Genomic DNA, 21,720 nt, shown 5'->3' with positions numbered 1-21,720 from the left:
CTCCTTCTTAATTTCAATGCTGAAATACTGCTTTACCCCCGGGTTCCGCGTTCATAGGGCCTGCCCAGGGCCGCGGGTGCCCAAACGCGGCCGAAGGATACAGCCAGTGCCATTATGGTGATTACATACGGCAGGATTACTGCCAGCTCATAGGGCACGCTAATGCCCAGCACTTGAACCCATAGCTGGAAAGAATCTGCCATACTGAAGAGTAGCGAGCCTGCCAGGATACCCAGAGGGCTCCAGCGGCCGAAGTAAACCAGAGCCACGGCAATAAATCCTCTACCGGCAGTTATATAGTCCGCATACATGTTGGCCTGTCCCACCGTAAGATAAGCTCCTGCCAGACCTGCCAGCATGCTCCCTAAGATTAAACACTGGTAACGGATACCGTCTACGCTTACACCCAGGGTGTCGGCTGCTTCGGGAGTAGTACCTACCGCTCTGACCTTAAGGCCCCAGGTAGTTTTATAAAGAATAACCCAGGTTATAGGGACCAAAATATAAGCCAGATACACCAGCCAGTTGTGGTAGAAAAATATTGTTCCAATATACGGGATATCGCTTAAAACAGGTATTTTTAAGGGACGCAGTCCTTCAATGGCGGTTATGGCCCCCACATAAAGGCGGAAGAGCAGCCCCGACAGGCCCCAGCCAAACATATATAAGCCAATTCCACTTATACCTTGTTCGGCCTTAAAAGTTATACTAACTATGCCCATGAGTACGCCCATCAGGGCTCCAACGATTAAGCTGGTAAGGATACCGAAATATGGATTGCCGGTACGCCAGGTTACGAAAAATCCCATAAAGGCCCCCATGAGCATAATCCCCTCGATACCGAGGTTGTACACTCCTGAGCGCTGAGTAAACATTTCACCCAGGGCTGCCAGCAAAAAGGGGGTGGCCAGGCGAATTCCCGTAGCCAGTATTCCAACTATTAGACCTTGACTGATTACGTCTTCCATTATACTCCAGTTCCTGCCTCCTTTGTTTGTTTAGAACGGGGAAAGATATACCGGGTAAAAATCCGCGTCAACAATTCGGGTTTCCGCAGCAAGAGGTCGCTGGATACTACAAACAGGATAACTAGGCCTTGGATAGCCATAACTATGGCCGCCGGCACGTTAACAGCACGCTGCATCATGTCGGCCCCTAAAATAAGGGCGCCTATCAGTATAGATGCCGGTATGGTGCCCAGAGGATGGAGGCGACCGAAAAGGGCCGCTACTATGCCGCTAAATCCGTATCCGGCCGAAAGGGACTCCAGGGCGCGATGGTGAACTCCCAGCACTTCTACTGCACCTGCCAGGCCGGCAAAAGCGCCGGCCAGGGCGATGGCCAAAATAAGGTAGAATTCCACCCTAATTCCCCCATAACGCGAGGCCTCTGGCCCCGCGCCCACAGCCCGCATACGGTAGCCAATAGTAGTGCGCCACAAGAATATATACACTAGGACGGCCAGAATAAGCGCTAGAATAAAGCCTGTATGCAGGCGCATACCCGGTACTAACCGGGCCAACCAAACCTGCTCAGGCACCATGGCTGTCTGCGGTACCCCGGTACCATAGGCTACCTCTTGGGGATCGATCAAGGGCCCCCTTATCAGATAAAGGTAAAATTGGAAGGCGATCTGATTTAGCATGACGGTGCTTAAAATCTCGTTAACCGACAAACGGGCTTTTAGCCAGCCGGCGATACCACCCCATATGCTGCCCGCCACACAGCTGGCCAGCAACACCAGGGGTAAAAGTATAACCTTAGGCCAGCCGGGGAGAGCCAGGGCTACGGCCGAGGCAGTTATAGCTCCAACAAGTATTTGCCCTTCCCCACCTATGTTGAGAATACCGCTGCGGAAAGATATGACTATACCGAGGCCCACTAAAAGCAAAGGAGTAGCTCGAACCAGGGTTTCTGTGATGCCGAATTCGCTACCTATGGGACCCGCAAACATAACGCTGTAAGCTTTTATGGGGTCCGACCCGGCTATAATCAGAAGCACAGCACCCACCAGCAGGGCGCCCACCAGGGCGCCTAGCAGAATTAACGTTTGAATAAGCCAGGATTTAGCTATTTGATTATTCACACACCCACTCCCCATTGCTATCGTAATATTTAATATTACTTTATTCTACATAATTATTTTTATTCCTGCTAAACTAGACAGATTTTTTACCCACTGCTTTAGAACAATATAGCTCTACTGATTATTTCCAGTAACCTTCATGTATTTCAATAGCTTCTTTTTCTAGTTCTGGAAGGGGGCCAAAAACGATTATATCTTTCTGCCCACTTGCGAAGACTTGGCGACAAGGGAGATCCAAAGTTGGGTTTTGCGGATGGTTACCCGTAAGTTCCCGCAGTCGTTTTTCGCTTAAAATATATACAACCCGGCCTACGTTGCCCCAGTAAATGGCGCCCGAACACATGGCACAGGGTTCAGCACTAGAATACAGGGTACAATTCCACAGAAAGTCTTTACTGTAAAGACTGGAGGCTTTGCGCATCAAGGCAGTTTCAGCATGCCCTGTACAATCACGTTCTGTTATTTCGATGTTTTCCTGTTCCAGAAGTATATTGCCCTCCCTATCCACTAAAAGGCAACCAAAGGGGGTGTTACCATGCTCCCTCGCCCTTTTTGAGGCTTCGATAGCCTTCATAAGGTATACTTTTTCTTTTTCCAAATCAAAGGTTTTGAGTCGCATATCCTGTAGGTCCACCTTCCAATCACCCCAAATAATTTCTTCTGAGGATAGTCAGCTTAAAAACGCCATTGCGATAATAAGCCTGGGACCATAGTACAGGTACTTGAGCCACATTATACCCTGTTTCGTGTAAATAAAGCACAGGCTCTCCTTCCATAATTTTAAGCAATTGTGAAATTTTGTAGTCAGCTAAACGCGGCTCGATTTCCATCAAAACGATTTCAACTTTGGCCTGGCACTTTCTTTCTAAGAACCGAAAAATCGGTATTTTTAATTCCTCAAGATCGTATTGGGGGTCAATAATTAAGCTGTAAGGAATATGATCCGCCACATAAATTGCAGGACGGTTATCGGCCAAATAAATTTTTTCTATTCTTAAGACCTTTTCCCCTGGTGGCAATGAAAGATAGCCAGCGATATGCCCTTCGGCACCAATAATTTCGGCGGCCAAAAAATCCAAGGAGGCTTGGTAGCCCGCATCTGCTATCATTTCTTCAAAGTCCTTTTCCAAGTCTAAGCGGGAAGTAGCACTTAAAACATACTGATTTATGATTGTTCCTATTCCTCGTCGTCTGGTAATGAACCCCTCAGCTTCCAGGCTGGCTAAAACATCTCTTAAAACATTCCTGCTAACTCCCAAATTTTGCGCCAGAACATCTTCTGCCGGCAACTTCCCTGCCTCTCCAAAACATCCTTCCCTTAGCATTTTCAAAAGAACCCTGTAAACTTTTAGAGATAATTCCTCATTATCGATCTTGGGAATAAAATTAGAAATCAAATTTTTCTCCTGCCCCCGATTAGTAGTACATACTACTTACTACTTAATCATAACGTTATTTGTGCCTACTTTCAATAGTTTTTTTAGAACCTTTTTTAACTGGGTTCGCCCCGCGGCTGATCTATTCCTTGTCAACCTTTCGCTCAATCCAAATGGCGCAATCTGGGCAGACCAGCTGGCATTTCTTGCAGGCTATGCAGGGCTCACCGTGGCCGGGCTCCACTACCGGCGTGCCAAATGCGCCCAGATGTTTGGACCAGCCGATGGTTTTTACCGGACATTTTTCTATGCACAGGCCGCAACCTTTGCATAGAGCAGGGTATAAATGAAAAATACCTTTGCCGTTTTCGGTGGTAATAGGTTGAAAGTGGCTCAAGGATAAAATTGCCTCCTTTTTAACCGGTTCATGGGAGAAAGGTGCAGGGCTATAAGCGCAAATGTGGAAAGGGGGTCTAAAGTTGCCTGGGACATAATTCCCGGCCCCGCTCCAGTGCCCGGTAGTTCAGTTCCTTCAAGCTGGGATCCTGGGCGAATTTATGCCCTAACTGCCTCTCCAGAGCAGCCTCCACCTTTTCCCGGGGTAAAAAACCGATCAAGCGCAACAGTGCGCCCAAGATAATAACATTAAAAACGCGCGGGTGCATTTCTTCTTGCGCCACTCGTAGAGCCGGTATGCCTACCAGGTGCCTTAAACGAGGATAGGTGTCCTTTACTTCATCTTCCAAGCTGGTATCATACAGGAGCCAGGTGTATTCTCCCAGATACTGGCCCACTTTTTTGACCGCCCGACGGCTTAAAGCTCCTGCTATATCAGCGGTCCTGAATATGGGGGCTCCAATAGCGTCCTGGCTAATTTGGACAAAGGCCAAGGAAACCCCGCCTCGCTGCTCCACCCCAAAGCTGGGAATATACAGCGCCTGGTATCCGTTGCGGAAAGCTGCCTCAGCTATAATCTCGGCCACTGACTGTACTCCCTGACCACCCTCTCCGGCCAGGACGATTTTTAGATGGCGTTTCTTTAGCATTATACTTTTCCCTCCCCGGCCAGCGCCGGTCGAGCAGGAACAGGGAACTCCCCTAAGGGAAAATAAGCGTGCATCTTTTTCTCTAAAAAATCCCATGTCTCCCGGGCATTGGTCCGCCAGTTGGTAGGGCAGGTAGATAAAGCCTCGATAAAGGAAAAGTGGCTGCCCTCTAACTGGACCTTCAGGCCTTTTTTGATAAAATTTTTTAGCTGGATAACATTGGCTACGCTCCCCCGCGCCACATAGCTTCCGCTGGCAGCGATGCTAACCACCAGCTCCGGACCGCGTAGGGATGGCCCCGTTTCCTCTATTTTTCGACCATAGGGAGTGGTTTCAGTCTTTTCCTCCGGCAGGGTGGTAGGGGCCATCTGGCCCCCGGTCATGGCATATACCGTATTATTGGCCACAATTACTGTCACCGGATCGTCGCGGCAGGCGGAGGCCACGAGGTGCTGGGCACCAATGGCATAAGCTCCGCCGTCACCCATATAGGCCACTGCCACCAACTCCGGCCGCACCCTCTTCAAACCTACCAGCACCGGTGCAGTGCGGCCATGATGCGTCTGGACGGTGTCCAAGTTGAAGAAGTCCCAAGCCAGTAAAGAACAGCCGATGTCGCAGCCGAAAATGACCCGGTCCTGAAGGCCTAGTTCGTCAATGGCTTCTCCTAGGCATTTGAGGATGATGCCATGTCCGCAACCGGGACAGAACTTATGGGGCTTGCTTTCCACCCGCCAAACTTTAGGCATCTGGGGTAGAGAGGGAAGCATACTTTTGTACCTCGCTAACTATTTCTTCTGGCGTTATACCCATTCCCGGCCGGCGATAACCCCTTAGGGGGACGCTCAAGCCGTAAGCTTCTGCCCTTACCTGGCGTTCCAGCTGTCCGTAAGATGATTCCATTACCAGGACAAGTTTCACCCGGCAAGCGATTTCCCTTAGTTGGTTTCCTGGAAAGGGGCGTAAAGTAATGGGGCGAAAATAGCCCGCTTTGATCCCTGTCTCCCGTAAAATCTTTACTCCTTCCCGGGCAGCCCGCGCCACCACCCCGTGGGCCACCACCAGGTAATCGGCGTCTTCGGTCCCGTAAGCCTCCCACTCCACTATTTCCGGACCCACTTTTTCGTAGGCCGCAATGGATTCTTGCAATGCTTCGTAGAGCTCCTCTTCCAGGTTGTAAGTGTTGCGCAAGTGTACGGGAGGCCGAAGCTTACCCGGCGTCCCCGGCAAGCCCACTAGAGGTCGAGAGGGTACCACTTCCATCCCCTGGTCTTGGGGATCATAAAGGGTTACGGGTTCACGCATCTTGGATTGATAACCATCCCCCAGGATAAAGGTGGGGAAACGGTATTTCCAGGCTATGTTAAAAGCCTTGAAAGTATAATCAAAGAGCTCCTGGTGATTGGACGGAGAATATACTATGCGCAGGCCCTCGCCGTTACCACCAAAACAGGTCAGATTTAATTCCTGCTGGGAATAAATTACGGTACCTGTAGAAGGTCCGCCTCGCTGGGCCACTATCACCACTACAGGCAAGCGCATCATTTCGGCCATGGCCAGGGGCTCCTGCATGAGGATATTGCCCGGGCCGGCTGTAGCTGTAAAGGCTCTCTTGCCCGCCAGGACGGCTCCTATAGTGGTGAACCCAGCCGCAATCTCATCCTCGGTCTGGAGAAACTTGCGGCCGTACTTGGGTGCCAGGCGTGTCCAGTAATGCATGATTTCGCTCTGGGGCGTTATGGGGTAACCGTACATAACCTCAGCTCCCGCCACCAGGGCAGCCCAAGCCATCACCTCGTTACCCGTCATAAAGGCCCGTTGTTCTCCTGTAATTGGCTGGGACACCAAAGCATTGCCCTCCTCGCAATCTCCCATGTCAAGATTAGTATGAGCAAAAAGGAGGGAAAATAAAAAAGCCGGCGACCAAGCCAGCTTGTTTTTCTAGAGGACCAGGCGGAAAAATATAAGCAGGATCAAGCCGGGTATGCCCAGAAAACCGGCAACGAGCACCGTCAACCAGTTCAAAGGGATGGTAAAGCTAAAATAACTTCCTGCAAAATTGAAGGCCCATAAGAGGAGAAGACCGAACAGGGAATTAATCACTATTTTAGACAGCAACCTTAAGGGGGTGAGCAGTAGCCGCCCTACCAGATACACCAGGAAGGCTAAAAAGAGGAGAGCTAGAATTAGTTGTATGGTCTCCGCAACTCCCATTTCTCAGACACCCCTTGTCCATTTCTGCTGTACTTCCTTCCACAGGTACACAAACTTGCGTTCAGCGGCTTGCAAGCGGTAGATAGCTTGATCCACCAGATCCGGTTCAGTAACTTCAGCAAAAAGCTGTTGCGCCTCCAGCCATTCCTTCTGGGCCTCCCTCAAGGCGGCAACAAGTATCTCTACCTCCGCCGGGAGGGCATTAAATTGAGAAGGTTGAGACAGCATAAAAGCCACCTCCTTTGCATATCTCTAAAACAAACATATGCAAGAGGTGGCCATTTTTTGCCTGCCTACTCCATTTCCCGCCGGCCGGTAAAGGCCCGGGCCAAAGTCACTTCATCCGCATATTCCAGATCTCCGCCTACCGGGATCCCGTAGGCCAGCCGCGTGACTTTTACTCCCAGGGGTTTTAAAATTTTCGCCAGATACAGAGCAGTGGCCTCTCCTTCTACATCGGCGTTGGTGGCCAGCACCACTTCGTTTGCCGTATTATCTTTCAAGCGCTCCAAAAGCTCTTTTATGCGCAGCTTTTCCGGGCCGATACCTTCCATGGGAGAAATAGCGCCATGGAGCACATGGTAGCGGCCACGGAATTGCCCCGTTTTCTCCAAGGCCACCAAGTCGCGGGGTTCCTCCACTACACAGATTATAGAATTATCCCGGCTATTATCCTGGCAGATTAAGCAGGGATCCTTGTCTGTCAAGTTGCCGCACAGGGAACAATAGCGCGTTTTTTGCCGAGCTTCCAGGATGGCTTCGGCCAAAGCCCGAACTTCCTCCGGGGGGCTATATAAAATATGGAAAGCCAGGCGTTGAGCCGTCTTGGGGCCTACGCCCGGTAGCTTATTGAGCTCGGCAATGAGCCTGGCGACGGGCTCGGCATAGTAAAGCATAAAATCATCCCCCGGGTAAGGATTTAGAAGAGGCCTGGCAACTTAAACTGTCCGGTAACTTTGGCCATCTCACTGGCCACCATCTCCTGGGAGCGGCGCAGAGCATCATTTACCGCTGCTATTATAAGATCCTGGAGCATTTCTACATCAGTGGGGTCCACTGCCTCCGGGCTTAGGGTAAGGCTCACGACTTCCTGGCGACCGTTTACTACTACCTTGACGGCCCCTCCACCGGCCGTGGCCTCTACTGTGCGCTCACCCAACTCCTCCTGGACCTTGGCCAGTTGACTCTGCATTTTCTGCATCTGCTTCATTACTTTGTTCATATTGCCTATATTCATTGTCTCCACTCCTAATAACAAAGTTAATCTTTTATTTCTACTTTATCCGGGCCGAAGTAATCAATAATCCTTTGCAGTACGTCTCCGGAAATTTTGCCTTCCTCTTCGCTAGGCGTTTCGTTAACCAAAGCAACCTCCAAAGGATAACCTGTGACCATTTGCAGAATTTCTTCCACCGCCTTTTTATTGGCAGGCTGTTCCAGCATGCTTTTGTGAAAGGCAGCCTTAAAGGAAAGGGTAAGGCGGTTATTATGTAAACCTGCAGGCTTTCCACCCTTTAAATAGGCCTGCAAGTGAATGCTTTTCTTGCGGGCTGCCTGCAGCACCTCTGGCCAAAGGCGCTGAATTTCCTCCAAAGTCAAGGCCATGGTGGCCGCCGTCTCCAGATGCGCGGCCCTTACCTGGTCCCAGGCCATGGCCTTTTCTGCAGCCCCAGCCTCAACTCCTGTTTGCGCCTTAAGCCGGATAGCTTCCGCACCTTTGCGCTCAAAATCGGCTATAATATTAGCCGCTGTAGCCGGGATAACCTCTCTAAAAGCCTGGTTGTTCTCCAGCTTGATTAAACGCTCCTCCAGATGTTTTACCCGGTCCTCTAATCCCTTTATCCTAGCAGCGGACAGCTCGCCCTCCCCCATTATAACGCCCAAAAGGGCCATCTCTAAAGATATACGGGGCTGAGTGCTGAACCTCAGCTCACCACCAGCCTCCTGTAACTTCTCCATAATCCTAAAAAGCCTAGCTCCGTCCAGGGTACAGGCCGTATCCAGCATATTCTCCAGCATTTCTTCCGGCAGCCCTATAAGTTCTCCGGCCTTAGGATCTAGACTCAAGAGCAAAAGATTGCGGCACCAGTCCAGGAGATCTTCTAGGATACGACGGGGCTCGACTCCCTCTTGGAGGGCAACATCCACCAGGTGCAAAATCTTGCTGCTATCTGCTGCCAGAAGAGCATTCACCATCTCTTGTAAAATATCCTGGCGGGGCACCCCCAGGAGGGCCGCTACTCGGTCAGCCGTAACACAGTCCTGGGCACCGGCCAGGATTTGATCCAAAAGGCTTAAAGCATCCCGCAAACCACCGGCAGCCTTGCGGGCCAGCAAATTTAAAGCTGCCGATTCTACTTCTATACCGTTGGCCTCGGCCACCTCTCGCAGTCTTTGGGTAATGGCGTTGACTTTTAAAGCCTGAAAATCAAAACGCTGGCAGCGAGAGATAATAGTGGGTAAAACTTTCCGAGGTTCCGTGGTAGCCAGGATAAAAATAACATGGGCAGGAGGCTCTTCTAGTGTTTTAAGCAAGGCATTAAAGGCCTCGGTGGTGAGCATATGCACCTCATCAATGATGTACACTTTATATTTGCCCTCCACCGGCCCCAGCTGTACCTTTTCCTTCAGTTGCCGGATTTCGTCGATACCGCGGTTGGAAGCCGCATCGATTTCCAGTACATCCAGGGAGAGGCCCTGAGTTATCCGCTGGCAGTTGGGACATAGGTTGCAGGGTTCACCGTCTTGGGGTTGGAGACAATTAACCGCTTTAGCCAAAATCTTAGCTGTACTGGTTTTCCCTGTTCCCCGTGGGCCGCAGAATAAATAAGCGTGAACAAGTCTCCCTGTTCGTACAGCATTACGCAAGGTCACGGTTATATGGTCTTGTCCCACCACTTCCCCAAAGCTCTGCGGCCGCCACTGCCGGTAAAGGGCCTGGTATTGGGGCATTTTCTCCACCACCGAATATTAAAAAAGAGATTATTCCCTTAATGGCCAAAAGAATAATCTCTCCTTATCTTTCCCAGAAGGTATCCCAAATAAGATAGACCGTGCACCCACTGTTGGACATAACCTCCGGGCGTTACCGGTGCAGGTAACTCCAGCCAGGCACCCCTGCGGCACCCGAGATTGCTCACTTACCGCTGCTTCCTTCCGGACCTGACGGGGTTCATGAGTTCTCGCCGCGCAGGACCCAGCTCTCTTCATCCCTTACACCGGGCAGACCCCACAGATTAGGCCCGCCAGTGGGAATTCGACCCCGCTATAGCGGATTGCGGGTTACAGGGCACCGCTACCTCCCCGTCTAGCACGGTCAATCTGGCATAAATGAAAATGGCGGAGAGAGTGGGATTCGAACCCACGAGACAGGTTTTTCACCCGTCTACTCGCTTTCCAGGCGAGTGCCTTCAGCCAGCTCAGCCATCTCTCCGCGTAATGGTTTCTTCGCAGGGCCTCGTGTTTATCGCTTTTCTCTTTATTTATTGTTGTTCAAAATGGCGGAGAGAGTGGGATTCGAACCCACGAGGCGACTTCATCAGCCGCCTACTCGATTTCGAGTCGAGCGCCTTCAACCAACTCGGCCATCTCTCCGTGTTCCGCCTTCTCTCCGCAGCCTTCCAAAGAACTCCTGCAATATCAGACGGCATTCGTCCTCACAGATGCCGGAAACCACCTCTACTTGGTGGTTTAAGTGGGGATGTTCCACCACATTGAGCACCGAGTCCACCGCTCCTGCTCTGATATCCGGTGCTCCATATACTAGGCACTTAAGCCGCGCCTGCACTGCTGCGCCCGCACACATGGGACAGGGCTCCAGCGTCACATAGAGCGTTGCCCTATTCAAGCGCCAGCTCTTAAGCCTCTGGGCTGCCTGGCGCAGGGCCAGAATTTCAGCATGGGCTGTAGGGTCTTGATCTGTCTCGCGCCGGTTATGGGCTCGTGCAATTATTTCCCCCTCCTGAACTACCACTGCACCCACCGGCACTTCTCCCAGGTTTAAGGCTTTTCTGGCTTCTTCCAGGGCCAGCTTCATATAAAAGTGGTGATCCACCGGATTTTTTAGGCTGCTCCTCTCCTCGGACAGCTGCGAGCTGAATCCCTTCTGGCCGCTCTAAAAAGACTATGGTGCGCCCGGAGGGACTCGAACCCCCGACACGCGGTTTAGGAAACCGCTGCTCTATCCTCCTGAGCTACGGACGCACTTACTCCCTTTAATAAAAAAATGGCGCGCCCGGAGGGACTCGAACCCCCAACCACCTGGTTCGTAGCCAGTTACTCTATCCTGTTGAGCTACGGGCGCCTGTCTTTGTCGGCAATCGCCGGCAGCATTTATTCTAACAAATATATTCCTCAAAGTCAAGGAGAGGGTGTTTGGCACGCCTTTTATAAAGCATCCTGCCTCAAAAGGCAGGATGCTTTATAAAAAGAAATGGCGGAGAGAGTGGGATTCGAACCCACGGTACAGGCTTAACACCTGTACAATCGCTTAGCAGGCGACCGCCTTCGACCTACTCGGCCATCTCTCCATATTTTCCCTGGCGGAGGGGGTGGGATTTGAACCCACGGTGCCCTTCCAGGCATCACTGGTTTTCAAGACCAGCTCCTTAAGCCGCTCGGACACCCCTCCAGCTAATAGCAAGGTTAGTATAGCACATGAACCCGCTCACTGTCAATGACACGAAAAAACAAGGCCTGGCAAACCTCCCTAAGCCCGCCAGGCCAGCTTTAATCAGATTGGCCAGATCATGGCCACCTCATTCTAATGCATATCATACTACGCCAGAATTTTGGTGACGACGCCAGCGCCTACGGTGCGGCCACCCTCCCGTATGGCAAACCTTAAACCCTCTTCTATGGCTATGGGCGTTATCAGCTCGATGGTCATCCGTATGTTGTCCCCAGGCATGACCATCTCTACCCCCTCCGGCAGCCTCACTACCCCAGTTACGTCCGTAGTCCGAAAGTAAAACTGCGGCCGGTAACCGTTGAAAAAGGGTGTGTGCCGCCCCCCTTCTTCCTTCGTCAATACGTATACCTCTGCCTCAAATTTCGTGTGGGGCTTGATGCTCCCAGGCTTGGCCAGCACCATCCCCCTCTCTACTTCCTTACGCTCTACCCCCCGAAGTAGCGTCCCTATGTTGTCCCCAGCTACCGCCTCGTCCAATACCTTCCGGAACATCTCTACCCCAGTCACTACCGTCTTCCTCACTTCTTCCCGTAACCCTATTATCTCTACTTCGTCCCCTACTTTCACCTTCCCACGCTCTACTCTTCCTGTGGTCACCGTCCCCCGCCCAGTTATGCTAAATACGTCCTCTATCGGCATCAGGAACGGTTTGTCTACCTCCCGCTCAGGTGTCGGAATGTAACTGTCTACTGCGTCCATTAGCTCCCATATCTTACCGCACCACTCGCACTCCCTACTACCACACCCGCATTCCATCGCCTTCAAGGCCGAACCCTTCACTACCGGTATCTCGTCCCCAGGAAATTCATACTCGCTTAATAGCTCCCTCACTTCCATCTCTACCAGCTCTAATAGCTCAGGATCGTCTACCATGTCTACCTTGTTCATGAATACTACTATATACGGTACACCCACCTGCCGCGCCAATAGTATGTGCTCCCGCGTCTGCGGCATCGGACCGTCCGCCGCCGATACCACCAATATCGCCCCGTCCATCTGGGCCGCCCCAGTGATCATGTTCTTTACATAGTCCGCGTGCCCAGGACAGTCTACGTGCGCATAGTGCCGCTTCTCTGTCTCATACTCTACGTGGGCCGTGGCTATCGTGATACCCCTCTCCCTCTCCTCCGGCGCCTTGTCTATCTGGTCGTACGCCGTCGGTACGGCCCCCCCTATCTTCGACAAACAGTACGTTATCGCCGACGTCAACGTCGTCTTCCCATGGTCTACGTGCCCTATCGTCCCTACGTTAACGTGCGGCTTCTTACGCTCAAATTTTTGCTTGGCCATTCTCTAGGTTCCCTCCTTACCTTGCCCTACTTTTTCACCACTAATTAGCTCGGCTCTCTCCCAATGGATGATTCTACGCTTGTCCGTCTTTTCCTGCATATTATTGCCGCTGATCTGGAGAATAATTCCGAACTTCACTTTAGCAAATCCCTTTTTCGGGATATAATGTGTACTGTTAGGAGGGAAAAATCATGCCGCCTTTAGTACTGCTTGTGCTATCTGTTATTTTAGGAGCGCTGGCCCAGGTACTTTTTAAATTAGGGGTAAGCCAGGAAGGCTATAGTTTGGGTCTCCAGGGTCTTTTAGTGGTGCTCACCAGACCCTATATACTTTTCGGGCTTTTGTTCTTTGTAGCCAGCTTTTTCCTGTGGTTACGGGTTCTCGCCACTTACGATTTAAGCTATGCCTACCCGCTGGTGAGCTTGAGTTATGTGATAGTTACCGTCGCCTCCCGGTTTCTTTTAGGTGAAAGCCTGCCGCCGGTGCGCTTTGTAGGGCTGGCCTTCATCCTCCTGGGCATTATTCTGGTGGGACGCAGCTAAAAAAATACCCGCAAGGGCTTTGCGGGAAGGGGTGGAGGCGATTTACAGCCAGGTAACGAGGAATATGAGCAAAATCAGAAAAAGAAATACTAAAGCTCCGTCTGCTACAAGGTCACGCATCGGTGCCGCCGTTTCTACCGGAGCTAGTTCATCCATTTTAATCCCCCCGCTCTAAGTCTTGGCTATACCCAGTTTATGTAGAAAACCTCCCCGGCGTTCCGGTAGCCTCAAACCTTCCCCGTATACCTTCTACATACTTGGGGTTTATTTCTATCATAATGAAATTCCTTTTTAGGGCTTGAGCCACGTATCCTGTGGTACCCACTCCGGCCACGGGATCTAAAATCACATCGCCTTCTTTAGTGGAGGTGAGTATCACCCTTCGGAGGAGCTCAACGGGCTTTTGCGTAGAATGAAGTTTTTTGGCGTTTTTGTCCTTTAATCTTTCTGACCCGCCGCAAATAGGTAAGACCCAAACATTAGCAGCTACCTTCCCTATGCCGAATTCTCTAGCCAGTTCCTTGTTGAAGGTATATTTTTTTGCTTTCTTGTCCTTTACTGCCCATATTAAAGTTTCGGTAGCATTGGTAAACCTCACCCCCAACCAGTTGGGCATGGGGTTGGTCTTTACCCAGAGGACGTCGTTAAGTATCCAGTACCCTAAATCCTGCATGATCTTACCTATGCGGAAAATGCTATGATACGTTGCAATAGCCCAGACGGTTGCAGTTGGCTTCATAACCCTTTTTATTTCTAAAAGCATATTGCAAATAAATTCATCATACTCCTCGAAAGACCCAAATTTGTCCCACTCGTCATCTACTCCTTTCACAACCGTCTTAACCGTCCACCTCCTTAGGTTTCGCTTAGGCAATTGAAGAAAATAGGGCGGGTCCATGAACACCATGTCCACCGCTTCGGCCGGAATTTTTCTTAAAACTTTTAAGGCATCGCCCAGTATGACCTTATTTAATACTTGTTCCAGGGAATAACTTCTTACTTCCGGGGTGTCTACAAGTATCAGGTTCTCCTTTTGAGGTTCCGCCCTCCCGTCCCTCATCGGCCACTCACCTGCCATTAATTTCCTATCCTGCTGCATGGTGGATTTAACTCCACAGTAGGATTACTAACCTGAAGAATAGGATTATCAAACAAAGCCAAATAAGGATAATAACAGCTGCTGCTACCCAATTCTTAGGTTTTTGGCTTAAACTGTTAGCTTTGCTGCGAGCATCATCCATAACTGATTTCGGGATCATTTTTAAAGCGAGGGCAACGCCCAAAGGTATTAATACCAGGTCATCTAAATAACCTAAAACGGGAACGAAGTCGGGAATCAGGTCAATAGGGCTAAAGGCATAGCCGACCACGCCAGCGATAAAAAACTTAGCATACCAGGGAACACGAGGATCCCTATAGGCAAAGTAAAGGGCATAAACATTGGCTTTCAGCTTTCTTGCTTCATGTTTCCACCTTTCTAGAAACCTGGTCTCTCCAGTCAAAAAAGTATCCCCCCTTAAAACACCGTTGGCTGTACAAACCGCCCAAACAACTAAGGGTCACATATACAGTCAGAAGAAGAGGCCAGCCTTATACATTAAAGCGGAAGTTAATGATATCCCCGTCGCTGACTATGTAATCTTTACCCTCTAGCCGGACCAATCCCTTTTCCCTTACTTTGACCATGGTTCCTAAAGCTTGCAGGTCTTCAAACCTTACTACTTCGGCGCGGATAAAGCCTCGCTCCATATCGGAGTGAACTTTACCAGCTGCTTCTTTAGCCCGGGTACCCTCCCGGATGGTCCAAGCGCGTACTTCATCTTCGCCCGCAGTAAGAAAAGAAATTAACCCCAGGCGGCGGTAGATGGCGCGAGCCAGGCGGTGAATACCGGGTTCCCGAATACCCATTTCCTTGAGGAAGGCTTCGCGGTCAGCGGGCTCCAGGCTGGCTATTTCGACTTCCAACTTGGCACATAAGCTTAACACAGGGATTCCCTTGGTCTCGGCATAGGCCTCTACCTCTTCCTTCCCCTCGTAACGCCCCTGCTGCAGCTGTTCTTCGTCAATATTGACCACAATAATCATAGGTTTGGTAGTCAAAAATTCTATATGGCGCAAAGCTTGCCATTCCTCTTCGGTTAGGTCGGCTTCCGACAAAGGTTTTTCCGCCTCCAAGGCCTCCTGGCAACGGCGCAAAGCTGCCTGTTCGGCTAGCATCTCACCTTTAATCTTCTTACTAGCGGCAATCCTTTCCAGTCTGGTTTCTACCAGTTGCAGGTCGGTCAAAAGCAGCTCGGCATTTACAATGTCTAAATCCCTCACCGGGTTTAGGCTCCCTTCCACGTGGGGTACCGTCTCATTGCGGAAAGCCCGGACTACGTGAATCAGGGCATCTACTTTCCTTACTGCAGTCAAAAAAGCTGCACCTGCTCCTGGGGTGAATCCGGGCACATCGATAACTTCCAGGGTAGCAGGTGTGATTTTGCGAGGATGGTAAAGGGAAGCCAGGAAATCCAGGCGGGGATCGGGAATAGGAGCCATGCCCACATTGGTCTTGGTCCGGCCGGCAAAAGCCGAAGTTTCGGCTTCGGACCAGGTCAAGAGGTTAAATAAGGTGGTTTTTCCCACCAGGGGCAAACCGATTATGCCGCAGGTTAAGGACAACTCTCTTCACCTCGTTTTAAGTATAACAATTTTACTATTAAAGGCGAAAGCCCCGAAGGATAACCTTCGGGGCTTTTTGTGGAGCCCATAACCGGGATTGAACCGGTGACCTCCGCCTTACCAAGGCGACGCTCTACCCACTGAGCTATATGGGCATGGTTGCGGGGGCTGGATTTGAACCAGCGACCTTCGGGTTATGAGCCCGACGAGCTACCAACTGCTCCACCCCGCAATAAAATTTTCTGGTGGAGGGGGCTGGATTCGAACCAGCGAAGGCATCGCCAGCAGATTTACAGTCTGCCCCCTTTGGCCAGCTTGGGTACCCCTCCGCTTTTTTATTTTTTCTCCGACGCAAAAGTTATTATAGCAACTCTCCAGGCTACCGTCAAGGACTTTTGGATGCCATTTCTTGCCCTGTAGCCAGTCAACTATCTCGCTTCTCTAAATAACGTTCCAGCTTCCTTTTTACCCGCTGCAGGGCATTATCAATGGATTTAACATGGCGCTGGAGGTCTACGGCTATCTCTTGATAGGATTTGCCTTCCAGGTAAGACATAAGCACCTGCCATTCCAGGGAACTCAAAATTTCTCCCATCTTTTCCTCAATATTATCAAATTCTTCCCGGCTGATAATCAGCTCTTCGGGGTCGGCAATCTTGGAACCGGAAATGATGTCCAGAAGGGTGCGGTCAGAATCCTCATCATAAACAGGCTTGTTTAAGGAGACGTAGGAATTGAGGGGTATGTGTTTCTGACGGGTAGCTGTCTTTATAGCTGTAATAATCTGGCGCGTAATGCATAGCTCGGCAAACGCTCTAAAGGAGGAAAGTTTATCGCCGCGAAAATCGCGGATAGCTTTATAAAGGCCGATCATGCCTTCCTGGATGATGTCCTCGCGATCAGCCCCCACCAGGAAATAGGAGCGCGCTTTTGCCCGGACAAAGTTGCGATATTTATTTATCAAATATTCCTGGGCTACATCGTCCCCTTCCTGGGCCAAAATAACAATTTCCTCGTCCCCCATGACCTCGTAGGTGTGGAAGGTGTCGCGCTGGAGATTAACGCTCATGGCACCGCCTCCGCTCCGGTTTCTCCATTTTCTAATTTCTTTCTCGGGAGGCTATATATCCTTGTCCAACGACACCATTAATTATACAGGAAATCCACCTCTAGAGCAAGACTCGAAAAATTTCCTCTAGCCGCGTCGCCACTTTTCCAGAACGATCCGCTCAGAATCGGGTAAGCGGGCATCCAGGGGATTATGGTCCTGGGTTCGAGAATAGCTCTCCGTCTCCTTGCGGACCTCCAGCACCATCCTTTTTAGGCCGGCGGGTGATAAGCGTAAAGCCCCTTTCCCCCATACCAGCCTCTGTTCCAACCAGTCGGCTGTCACTACCAGGACTTCTTCCCCCTTGCCCACTAGTTCCCCTGCCAGCCTCTCTATTACCGTATCAGCTGTTTCCCCTTGTCGGCTGTAAATTACCTCCACTCCTGTTGTTTCTTCCCGTCTTACTTCGGTACCGCTAAAGTGATGGGCATCAAAGACAATGATTACTTTTTCCCCGCGCAGGGCTTGAAAATTGATCATCTCATCTATTAGTTTATCCCTCGCGTGGCTTAAATTTGACTCCTTAAGCTTAAGAAGTTCGGGCCAACTATGAATCACATTGTAACCGTCGATTATTAGGACACTCATCTTGACTTTCCTTTGCGAGAGAAATAAATTTGCGCTGCCGAACCACCTCGTACATAAGGACAGCAGCGGCCGTGGCGACGTTTAAGGAGTTGATTTGGCCCAGCATTGGCAACCTTACCCTCAGGTCGCATCGCTGTTTTAAAAGGGAAGATAAACCCTTCCCCTCACCACCCAACACCAACACCAGAGGCAAGGTAAAGTCGGCAGCAAAGGCCAGCGTCTCTCCTTCTTGATCGGCCCCTATGGCCCAGAGGCCCTGTTCCTTTAAGTTTTCTAAGGTAGAGCTCAAGTTAGCCACGCGGGTTACAGGCACATATTCTATGGCTCCAGCCGAAACCCGGGCCACCGCAGGCGAAAGCCCAGCGCTGCGCCGGCGGGGGATAATTACCCCATGAACCCCGCAGGCATCGGCTAAACGCAAGATAGCTCCCAGGTTCTGGGGGTCTTCGACGCCGTCCAGCATGACCAAAAAGCCCGGTTCTCCCCTCAGTTTAGCTCTGTTAAGAATATCTTCCAGTTCTACATATTCTTTGGCCGCAACCAGAGCTACTATACCTTGATGGGGCACATTGCCAGCCACCCTGTTCAAGGCCCGGCGGTCTACCTGCTGAATAGGTATACCTTGCTCCCGGGCCAGGGATAGGATCTCAGCCACCGCCCGGCCTTCAGCGCCTTTGGTCACTAAAATTTTATTTAGTGGCCGGCCGGCCTTTAAGGCTTCCCTCACCGCATTGCGCCCTGCCAGGATTTCATCCATATCTTTAAGTTTGACCCCTTTCTTTTATTACCCTGGCCCGGCCGCAGCTGAACCGGCCCTCATAGCAAACCCCCAAAACCTCGCAATCAGGACCAGCCATAGCAAACAGCCGCGGCGCCACTTCCCGCACCTTTTCCCGCATTCTTAGGGCTAGCTCCCTGATTTCCCACTGGGCCCTGGAGCAGCAGCGGAGCCGAAAAAAGTTAAACAGGCTGCGGGCGTTAAAGGTGCAGACCAGCTTGGTCTCACAGGCTGCCGGGAGCACATACCGCGCATCTTCCCGTGGTACTAGCCTGTCCAGTTCCGCATAAGCCTTGCGTATCTCCTCCATACAGCGCTGAAAAATCTGGGTGGCTTCTGGACAGGCCGCAATACTGGGGGGTACAATATATTCAAAGTCGTTTTCGCTTACATAGCGCTGTGACTTCTGGGAATAAGAAGCTATACGATGCCGTACCAGTTGATGGGAAAGGGCCCGGCTAATCCCTTCAATGGCAAAAGTAAAGGTAACGTGTTCGGCAGGAGATTCGTGCCCGCTAGCCAACAGGTGTTCCAGGAGACGGCCTACTTCTTGGTCTCCCATATTTTCGAGCAATTCTCCTGCTCCCCGCTTGGAGTAGCAAAGGCGTGCTGCCGCAGCCACTATCCTCTCCGGATCAGGGGTATAGCTGATCAAGTTTACCCGCATCCTTTTTCTCCTCTCCACGGCTACATAACCTTTGGAGGTGTCGCTGGCACCCGCCTCCCAGTGTTCAGCGAAGCCCGAATAACTAGAGAAGCGGCTCTTTTTTCGCGATAAGTTGGCAGATGGCGGCAAAAATTTGCTGCAAGCGTAACCAATTGCCCTGAAGGTAGAGATAGCCAAAGAGGGTCTCCAGGGCGGTGCTATACCGGTATTCCAGGGCTTTTACGTGCCGGGGGAGGTGTCCCGGTTTGGCATTGCGGCCACGGCGCAGGATATCTTTCTCTTCTTTAGTCAGGAACTTTTCCAGCTGGGGTACCAGCCGCGCCTGGTTGGTTGCGGCCACAAAGTCCACAGCTTTGCGGTGCAGGTAATCCACCCCTCCTCCCCCCTGTACGAGGTAACTCCTGACCAGAAGCTCATAGACCGCATCGCCCACATAAGCCAGGACCACCGGGGAGAGGGTTTCCACCTGCACCTTATTTAAGTTACGCACCGTTGGCAATAATTCTTCCGTGTTCCTTCACCCTTTTTAAAATATTTTCCCCCGCCTTTTAACGGCGTATTTTCCAGCGGACACCCCGGGGAGTGTCTTCCAGGATAATACCCAGTTCCTTCAAGCGGTCGCGCAAATAGTCAGCTGTAGCCCAATCCTTGCGTTGGCGCGCTTCCTGCCTGAGGCTGATTATCAGCTCCACCAAACCTGCTATGAGCCCTGCATCCGCCTCTTCCCGGGCCGGTCCAAAAAGGCCCAAGACTCCCTCTCCCAGCTCGTCCAAGGCAGAGGCGGCGGTTTTAAGGGCGTCTGCTGCGCCCGGCCCTAATTCTCCTTTATGGATATAGCTATTAACTTCGCGCACCATCTCATAGAGAGAAGCCAGGGCCTGGGCTGTATTGAAATCGTCGTCCAGGGCGGCTTCAAACTTATACCGCAAAGAATTGATCCGTTCTTTAAACTGGCGGGAACTGGGATCTTCTCCCTCCCCCTTTTCCTTCACTTCCTCCAAAGCCTCGGCTAGGGCGGCGCGCCCATTGGCCAACCTCTCAAAACTCCGTTCCGCTTCCTCAAGATACTCATCAGCAAAATCCAGGGGGCTGCGGTAGTGGGTGCTGAGAAGGTAGAGCCGCACCGCCTGGGGGCGGAAGCTCTCTAGAATATCGCGCAGCAGGAAAAAGTTCCCTCGGGATTTGGACATCTTTTCCTGATTCACGGTGATAAAGCCGTTATGCAGCCAGAAGCGCGCGAAGGGTTTTCCTGTCAAGGCTTCAGCTTGGGCTATCTCGTTTTCATGGTGAGGAAAGATGAGATCAGCCCCGCCGCCGTGAATATCAAAGCCTGGTCCCAAGTATTTTAAAGCCATGGTGGAACATTCAATATGCCATCCCGGCCGGCCGGGCCCCCAGGGGCTGTCCCAGTAAGGTTCGCCCGGGCGGGCCCTCTTCCAGAGGGCAAAGTCCAGGGGATTCTTCTTACGCTCATCTATTTCTACTCGAGCACCGGCCAGCATTTCTTCCGTCTGCCGGTGGGAGAGCTTCCCATAAGCCGGAAACTTACTTACTTCAAAATAAACATCCCCTTCTACCGCATACGCATACCCCAGCCTAATCAGCCCTTGAATGGCAGTGATAATGTCTGGTATGTGTTCGCTAACCCGGGGGTAAAGACTGGCGCGCCGGACGTTCAAAGCATCGGAGTCCTTAAAAAATTCCTGGATATAGCGGGCAGCCACGGCTGCAGCCGGCTGCCCTTCTTCCTGCGCCTTTTTAATTATTTTGTCGTCAATATCGGTGAAGTTCTGTACATAAAACACCTCATATCCCCGGTATTCCAGGTAACGGCGTAAAGAGTCAAAGACCACCAGCGGCCGGGCATTGCCCAGGTGGATGTAGTTATAAGTAGTAGGGCCGCACACGTACATTTTAACCCGGCCCGGCTCAGCAGGAACGAACCTTTCCTTGCGTCCCGTCAAGGTATTGTAGAGATGCAGGCTCAAGATTTTTACCCTCCAATTCTTCCAGCCGCTGCTCTAGGCGTTGAATCTGGCGCTGCAGGCAGAGGAGCATCTCCGCCACCGGGTCCGGCAAATCTTCGTGGCGCAAGTCTACCTCGGTGAACCTGGTATCAGCAACATGGCGGCCATTGCGGACTACAATCTTGCCCGGCACTCCGACCACCGTACAGTTGGGCGGTACATCCCGCAGCACTACAGAACCGGCACCGATTTTAACGTTATCACCGATAGTAATATTGCCTAATATCTTGGCCCCAGCTCCTATGACCACGTTATTGCCTATGGTGGGGTGACGCTTGCCTTTTTCTTTTCCGGTTCCGCCAAGGGTGACTCCTTGATAGAGGGTAACATTGTTTCCTATTTCTGCTGTCTCGCCGATAACCACGCCCATACCGTGATCAATAAAGAAGCCTTCCCCTATTTTGGCTCCAGGGTGAATCTCTATGCCCGTCCAGAAGCGGTTGAACTGGGAAATAAGGCGAGCCAGTAACTTAAACCCCTTCCGGTAGAAAAAGTGGGCTACCCGGTGCAAGAGTATGGCATGAAAACCAGGATAACATAGGATGACTTCTAGTAGGCTACCGGCTGCTGGGTCCCGCTCAAAAACAACTTCAATATCCCGCTTTATCCGCCACCACATGTATCTTTTACCTCCTTTCCATGAT

At 51.3% G+C, this 21,720-nt stretch carries 26 protein-coding genes, 9 tRNA genes and 1 other RNA gene; 1 reads left to right on the top strand and 35 read right to left on the bottom strand.

All coding sequences use genetic code 11. The annotated features are described in order from the left end of the window. Positions 1–32: 32 nt before the first annotated feature. From AC1BI1_RS08145 to tuf, 22 genes are all read right to left on the bottom strand, one after another. Entirely contained in the window at positions 33–968 is a 936-nt protein-coding gene (locus AC1BI1_RS08145) for an ABC transporter permease (protein ID WP_476716786.1), read from the bottom strand. Continuing rightward, entirely contained in the window at positions 968–2,086 is a 1,119-nt protein-coding gene (locus tag AC1BI1_RS08140; protein ID WP_476716785.1) for an ABC transporter permease, read from the bottom strand. The genes AC1BI1_RS08145 and AC1BI1_RS08140 overlap by 1 nt, the downstream gene beginning before the upstream one ends. Positions 2,087–2,207: 121 nt before the next feature. Next, on the bottom strand, positions 2,208–2,705 hold the full coding sequence (locus AC1BI1_RS08135) for a nucleoside deaminase (protein WP_476716784.1): 498 nt from the start codon (positions 2,703–2,705) through the stop codon (positions 2,208–2,210). Between the two features lie 22 nt (positions 2,706–2,727). Further along, complete coding sequence (locus AC1BI1_RS08130; RefSeq protein ID WP_476716783.1) at positions 2,728–3,483, bottom strand: GntR family transcriptional regulator; 756 nt, start codon at positions 3,481–3,483, stop codon at positions 2,728–2,730. A gap of 121 nt (positions 3,484–3,604) precedes the next feature. Continuing rightward, entirely contained in the window at positions 3,605–3,859 is a 255-nt protein-coding gene (locus AC1BI1_RS08125) for a 4Fe-4S dicluster domain-containing protein (RefSeq protein ID WP_476716782.1), read from the bottom strand. Positions 3,860–3,935: 76 nt separating this feature from the next. After that, positions 3,936–4,508: a 2-oxoacid:acceptor oxidoreductase family protein gene (locus tag AC1BI1_RS08120; protein WP_476716781.1), complete on the bottom strand. Its 573-nt coding sequence runs from the start codon at positions 4,506–4,508 to the stop codon at positions 3,936–3,938. Beyond that, positions 4,508–5,278, bottom strand: coding sequence for a thiamine pyrophosphate-dependent enzyme (locus AC1BI1_RS08115; protein WP_476716780.1), 771 nt, complete (start codon positions 5,276–5,278; stop codon positions 4,508–4,510). The genes AC1BI1_RS08120 and AC1BI1_RS08115 overlap by 1 nt, the downstream gene beginning before the upstream one ends. Beyond that, positions 5,250–6,356 (bottom strand): ferredoxin oxidoreductase, encoded by a 1,107-nt coding sequence (locus tag AC1BI1_RS08110; protein ID WP_476716779.1) that lies wholly within the window; start codon positions 6,354–6,356, stop codon positions 5,250–5,252. Before AC1BI1_RS08110 ends, AC1BI1_RS08115 begins: the two co-directional genes overlap by 29 nt. A 93-nt stretch (positions 6,357–6,449) precedes the next feature. Further along, positions 6,450–6,722, bottom strand: a complete 273-nt coding sequence (locus AC1BI1_RS08105) for a pro-sigmaK processing inhibitor BofA family protein (RefSeq protein WP_476716778.1) — start codon at positions 6,720–6,722, stop codon at positions 6,450–6,452. Between the two features lie 3 nt (positions 6,723–6,725). After that, complete coding sequence (locus tag AC1BI1_RS08100; RefSeq protein WP_476716777.1) at positions 6,726–6,950, bottom strand: DUF2508 family protein; 225 nt, start codon at positions 6,948–6,950, stop codon at positions 6,726–6,728. A gap of 65 nt (positions 6,951–7,015) precedes the next feature. Next, positions 7,016–7,618, bottom strand: coding sequence for a recombination mediator RecR (gene recR, locus AC1BI1_RS08095; RefSeq protein ID WP_476716776.1), 603 nt, complete (start codon positions 7,616–7,618; stop codon positions 7,016–7,018). Between the two features lie 23 nt (positions 7,619–7,641). Then, complete coding sequence (locus tag AC1BI1_RS08090) at positions 7,642–7,959, bottom strand: YbaB/EbfC family nucleoid-associated protein (RefSeq protein WP_476716775.1); 318 nt, start codon at positions 7,957–7,959, stop codon at positions 7,642–7,644. 23 nt (positions 7,960–7,982) lie between these two features. Next, a complete protein-coding gene (gene dnaX / locus AC1BI1_RS08085) occupies positions 7,983–9,674 on the bottom strand; it encodes a DNA polymerase III subunit gamma/tau (protein WP_476716774.1) in 1,692 nt (563 codons plus the stop codon). A 99-nt stretch (positions 9,675–9,773) separates the two neighbouring features. Further along, positions 9,774–10,038, bottom strand: an RNA gene (gene ffs, locus AC1BI1_RS08080) — signal recognition particle sRNA large type. 21 nt (positions 10,039–10,059) lie between these two features. Next, positions 10,060–10,155: transfer RNA gene (locus AC1BI1_RS08075), tRNA-Ser, on the bottom strand. Between the two features lie 65 nt (positions 10,156–10,220). Continuing rightward, positions 10,221–10,316, bottom strand: a tRNA-Ser gene (locus AC1BI1_RS08070). Beyond that, positions 10,294–10,776, bottom strand: coding sequence for a tRNA adenosine(34) deaminase TadA (tadA, locus tag AC1BI1_RS08065; RefSeq protein ID WP_476716773.1), 483 nt, complete (start codon positions 10,774–10,776; stop codon positions 10,294–10,296). The genes AC1BI1_RS08070 and tadA overlap by 23 nt, the downstream gene beginning before the upstream one ends. A 72-nt stretch (positions 10,777–10,848) precedes the next feature. Beyond that, positions 10,849–10,925 (bottom strand) — tRNA-Arg (locus tag AC1BI1_RS08060). A 23-nt stretch (positions 10,926–10,948) separates the two neighbouring features. Then, positions 10,949–11,025 (bottom strand) — tRNA-Arg (locus tag AC1BI1_RS08055). A 130-nt stretch (positions 11,026–11,155) separates the two neighbouring features. Beyond that, positions 11,156–11,251 (bottom strand) — tRNA-Ser (locus AC1BI1_RS08050). Between the two features lie 10 nt (positions 11,252–11,261). After that, positions 11,262–11,352, bottom strand: a tRNA-Ser gene (locus tag AC1BI1_RS08045). Between the two features lie 147 nt (positions 11,353–11,499). Next, the gene (tuf, locus tag AC1BI1_RS08040; RefSeq protein WP_476716772.1) at positions 11,500–12,702 is read right to left on the bottom strand and encodes an elongation factor Tu; all 1,203 of its coding nucleotides are present in this window, start codon (positions 12,700–12,702) and stop codon (positions 11,500–11,502) included. A 191-nt stretch (positions 12,703–12,893) separates the two neighbouring features. Between tuf and AC1BI1_RS08035 the strand changes: the two genes are divergently transcribed. Then, the gene (locus AC1BI1_RS08035) at positions 12,894–13,244 is read left to right on the top strand and encodes an EamA family transporter (protein ID WP_476716771.1); all 351 of its coding nucleotides are present in this window, start codon (positions 12,894–12,896) and stop codon (positions 13,242–13,244) included. Between the two features lie 193 nt (positions 13,245–13,437). Here AC1BI1_RS08035 and AC1BI1_RS08030 read toward each other — a convergent pair whose 3' ends face one another. The 13 genes from AC1BI1_RS08030 to cysE form a co-directional block, all read right to left on the bottom strand. Then, positions 13,438–14,304, bottom strand: a complete 867-nt coding sequence (locus AC1BI1_RS08030) for a DNA-methyltransferase (protein ID WP_476716770.1) — start codon at positions 14,302–14,304, stop codon at positions 13,438–13,440. Positions 14,305–14,350: 46 nt separating this feature from the next. Further along, positions 14,351–14,746: a YkvA family protein gene (locus AC1BI1_RS08025; protein ID WP_476716769.1), complete on the bottom strand. Its 396-nt coding sequence runs from the start codon at positions 14,744–14,746 to the stop codon at positions 14,351–14,353. Between the two features lie 88 nt (positions 14,747–14,834). After that, positions 14,835–15,908 (bottom strand): redox-regulated ATPase YchF, encoded by a 1,074-nt coding sequence (gene ychF / locus AC1BI1_RS08020; RefSeq protein ID WP_476716768.1) that lies wholly within the window; start codon positions 15,906–15,908, stop codon positions 14,835–14,837. Between the two features lie 79 nt (positions 15,909–15,987). After that, positions 15,988–16,063, bottom strand: a tRNA-Thr gene (locus tag AC1BI1_RS08015). 1 nt (position 16,064) lies between these two features. Next, positions 16,065–16,140: transfer RNA gene (locus AC1BI1_RS08010), tRNA-Met, on the bottom strand. Between the two features lie 11 nt (positions 16,141–16,151). Beyond that, positions 16,152–16,237 (bottom strand) — tRNA-Tyr (locus AC1BI1_RS08005). Positions 16,238–16,332: 95 nt separating this feature from the next. Continuing rightward, a complete protein-coding gene (gene sigH / locus AC1BI1_RS08000) occupies positions 16,333–16,977 on the bottom strand; it encodes an RNA polymerase sporulation sigma factor SigH (protein ID WP_476716767.1) in 645 nt (214 codons plus the stop codon). 126 nt (positions 16,978–17,103) lie between these two features. Continuing rightward, a complete protein-coding gene (locus AC1BI1_RS07995; RefSeq protein WP_476716766.1) occupies positions 17,104–17,604 on the bottom strand; it encodes an NYN domain-containing protein in 501 nt (166 codons plus the stop codon). Further along, the gene (rlmB, locus tag AC1BI1_RS07990; RefSeq protein WP_476716765.1) at positions 17,564–18,361 is read right to left on the bottom strand and encodes a 23S rRNA (guanosine(2251)-2'-O)-methyltransferase RlmB; all 798 of its coding nucleotides are present in this window, start codon (positions 18,359–18,361) and stop codon (positions 17,564–17,566) included. Before rlmB ends, AC1BI1_RS07995 begins: the two co-directional genes overlap by 41 nt. Positions 18,362–18,365: 4 nt before the next feature. Beyond that, positions 18,366–19,049, bottom strand: coding sequence for an FAD-dependent thymidylate synthase (thyX, locus tag AC1BI1_RS07985; RefSeq protein WP_476716764.1), 684 nt, complete (start codon positions 19,047–19,049; stop codon positions 18,366–18,368). Positions 19,050–19,131: 82 nt separating this feature from the next. Beyond that, positions 19,132–19,539 (bottom strand): Mini-ribonuclease 3, encoded by a 408-nt coding sequence (locus tag AC1BI1_RS07980; RefSeq protein ID WP_476716763.1) that lies wholly within the window; start codon positions 19,537–19,539, stop codon positions 19,132–19,134. 58 nt (positions 19,540–19,597) lie between these two features. Then, positions 19,598–21,031 carry a cysteine--tRNA ligase gene (cysS, locus tag AC1BI1_RS07975; RefSeq protein WP_476716843.1) on the bottom strand — a complete coding sequence of 478 codons (1,434 nt, stop codon included), beginning with the start codon at positions 21,029–21,031 and terminating at the stop codon, positions 19,598–19,600. Continuing rightward, complete coding sequence (cysE, locus tag AC1BI1_RS07970; RefSeq protein ID WP_476716762.1) at positions 20,979–21,695, bottom strand: serine O-acetyltransferase; 717 nt, start codon at positions 21,693–21,695, stop codon at positions 20,979–20,981. The genes cysS and cysE overlap by 53 nt, the downstream gene beginning before the upstream one ends. Positions 21,696–21,720: the final 25 nt, after the last annotated feature.

The organism is Thermanaeromonas sp. DSM 22490 (assembly GCF_056378755.1).
Note: the sequence above shows the minus strand (reverse complement) of the source record. Positions and strands in the feature narration are given on the sequence as shown.

What these genes read in the sequence shown, in the direction of transcription:
- AC1BI1_RS08145 (WP_476716786.1), bottom strand. Translation starts at nt 968, where the DNA reads ATGGAAGACGTAATCAGTCAAGGTCTAATAGTTGGAATACTGGCTACG.
- AC1BI1_RS08135 (WP_476716784.1), bottom strand. Translation starts at nt 2,705, where the DNA reads ATGCGACTCAAAACCTTTGATTTGGAAAAAGAAAAAGTATACCTTATG.
- AC1BI1_RS08120 (WP_476716781.1), bottom strand. Translation starts at nt 4,508, where the DNA reads ATGCTAAAGAAACGCCATCTAAAAATCGTCCTGGCCGGAGAGGGTGGT.
- AC1BI1_RS08115 (WP_476716780.1), bottom strand. Translation starts at nt 5,278, where the DNA reads ATGCTTCCCTCTCTACCCCAGATGCCTAAAGTTTGGCGGGTGGAAAGC.
- AC1BI1_RS08105 (WP_476716778.1), bottom strand. Translation starts at nt 6,722, where the DNA reads ATGGGAGTTGCGGAGACCATACAACTAATTCTAGCTCTCCTCTTTTTA.
- AC1BI1_RS08100 (WP_476716777.1), bottom strand. Translation starts at nt 6,950, where the DNA reads ATGCTGTCTCAACCTTCTCAATTTAATGCCCTCCCGGCGGAGGTAGAG.
- recR (WP_476716776.1), bottom strand. Translation starts at nt 7,618, where the DNA reads ATGCTTTACTATGCCGAGCCCGTCGCCAGGCTCATTGCCGAGCTCAAT.
- AC1BI1_RS08090 (WP_476716775.1), bottom strand. Translation starts at nt 7,959, where the DNA reads ATGAATATAGGCAATATGAACAAAGTAATGAAGCAGATGCAGAAAATG.
- dnaX (WP_476716774.1), bottom strand. Translation starts at nt 9,674, where the DNA reads ATGCCCCAATACCAGGCCCTTTACCGGCAGTGGCGGCCGCAGAGCTTT.
- tuf (WP_476716772.1), bottom strand. Translation starts at nt 12,702, where the DNA reads ATGGCCAAGCAAAAATTTGAGCGTAAGAAGCCGCACGTTAACGTAGGG.
- AC1BI1_RS08035 (WP_476716771.1), top strand. Translation starts at nt 12,894, where the DNA reads ATGCCGCCTTTAGTACTGCTTGTGCTATCTGTTATTTTAGGAGCGCTG.
- AC1BI1_RS08030 (WP_476716770.1), bottom strand. Translation starts at nt 14,304, where the DNA reads ATGAGGGACGGGAGGGCGGAACCTCAAAAGGAGAACCTGATACTTGTA.
- sigH (WP_476716767.1), bottom strand. Translation starts at nt 16,977, where the DNA reads ATGAGCGTTAATCTCCAGCGCGACACCTTCCACACCTACGAGGTCATG.
- AC1BI1_RS07995 (WP_476716766.1), bottom strand. Translation starts at nt 17,604, where the DNA reads ATGAGTGTCCTAATAATCGACGGTTACAATGTGATTCATAGTTGGCCC.
- rlmB (WP_476716765.1), bottom strand. Translation starts at nt 18,361, where the DNA reads ATGGATGAAATCCTGGCAGGGCGCAATGCGGTGAGGGAAGCCTTAAAG.
- thyX (WP_476716764.1), bottom strand. Translation starts at nt 19,049, where the DNA reads ATGCGGGTAAACTTGATCAGCTATACCCCTGATCCGGAGAGGATAGTG.
- cysE (WP_476716762.1), bottom strand. Translation starts at nt 21,695, where the DNA reads ATGTGGTGGCGGATAAAGCGGGATATTGAAGTTGTTTTTGAGCGGGAC.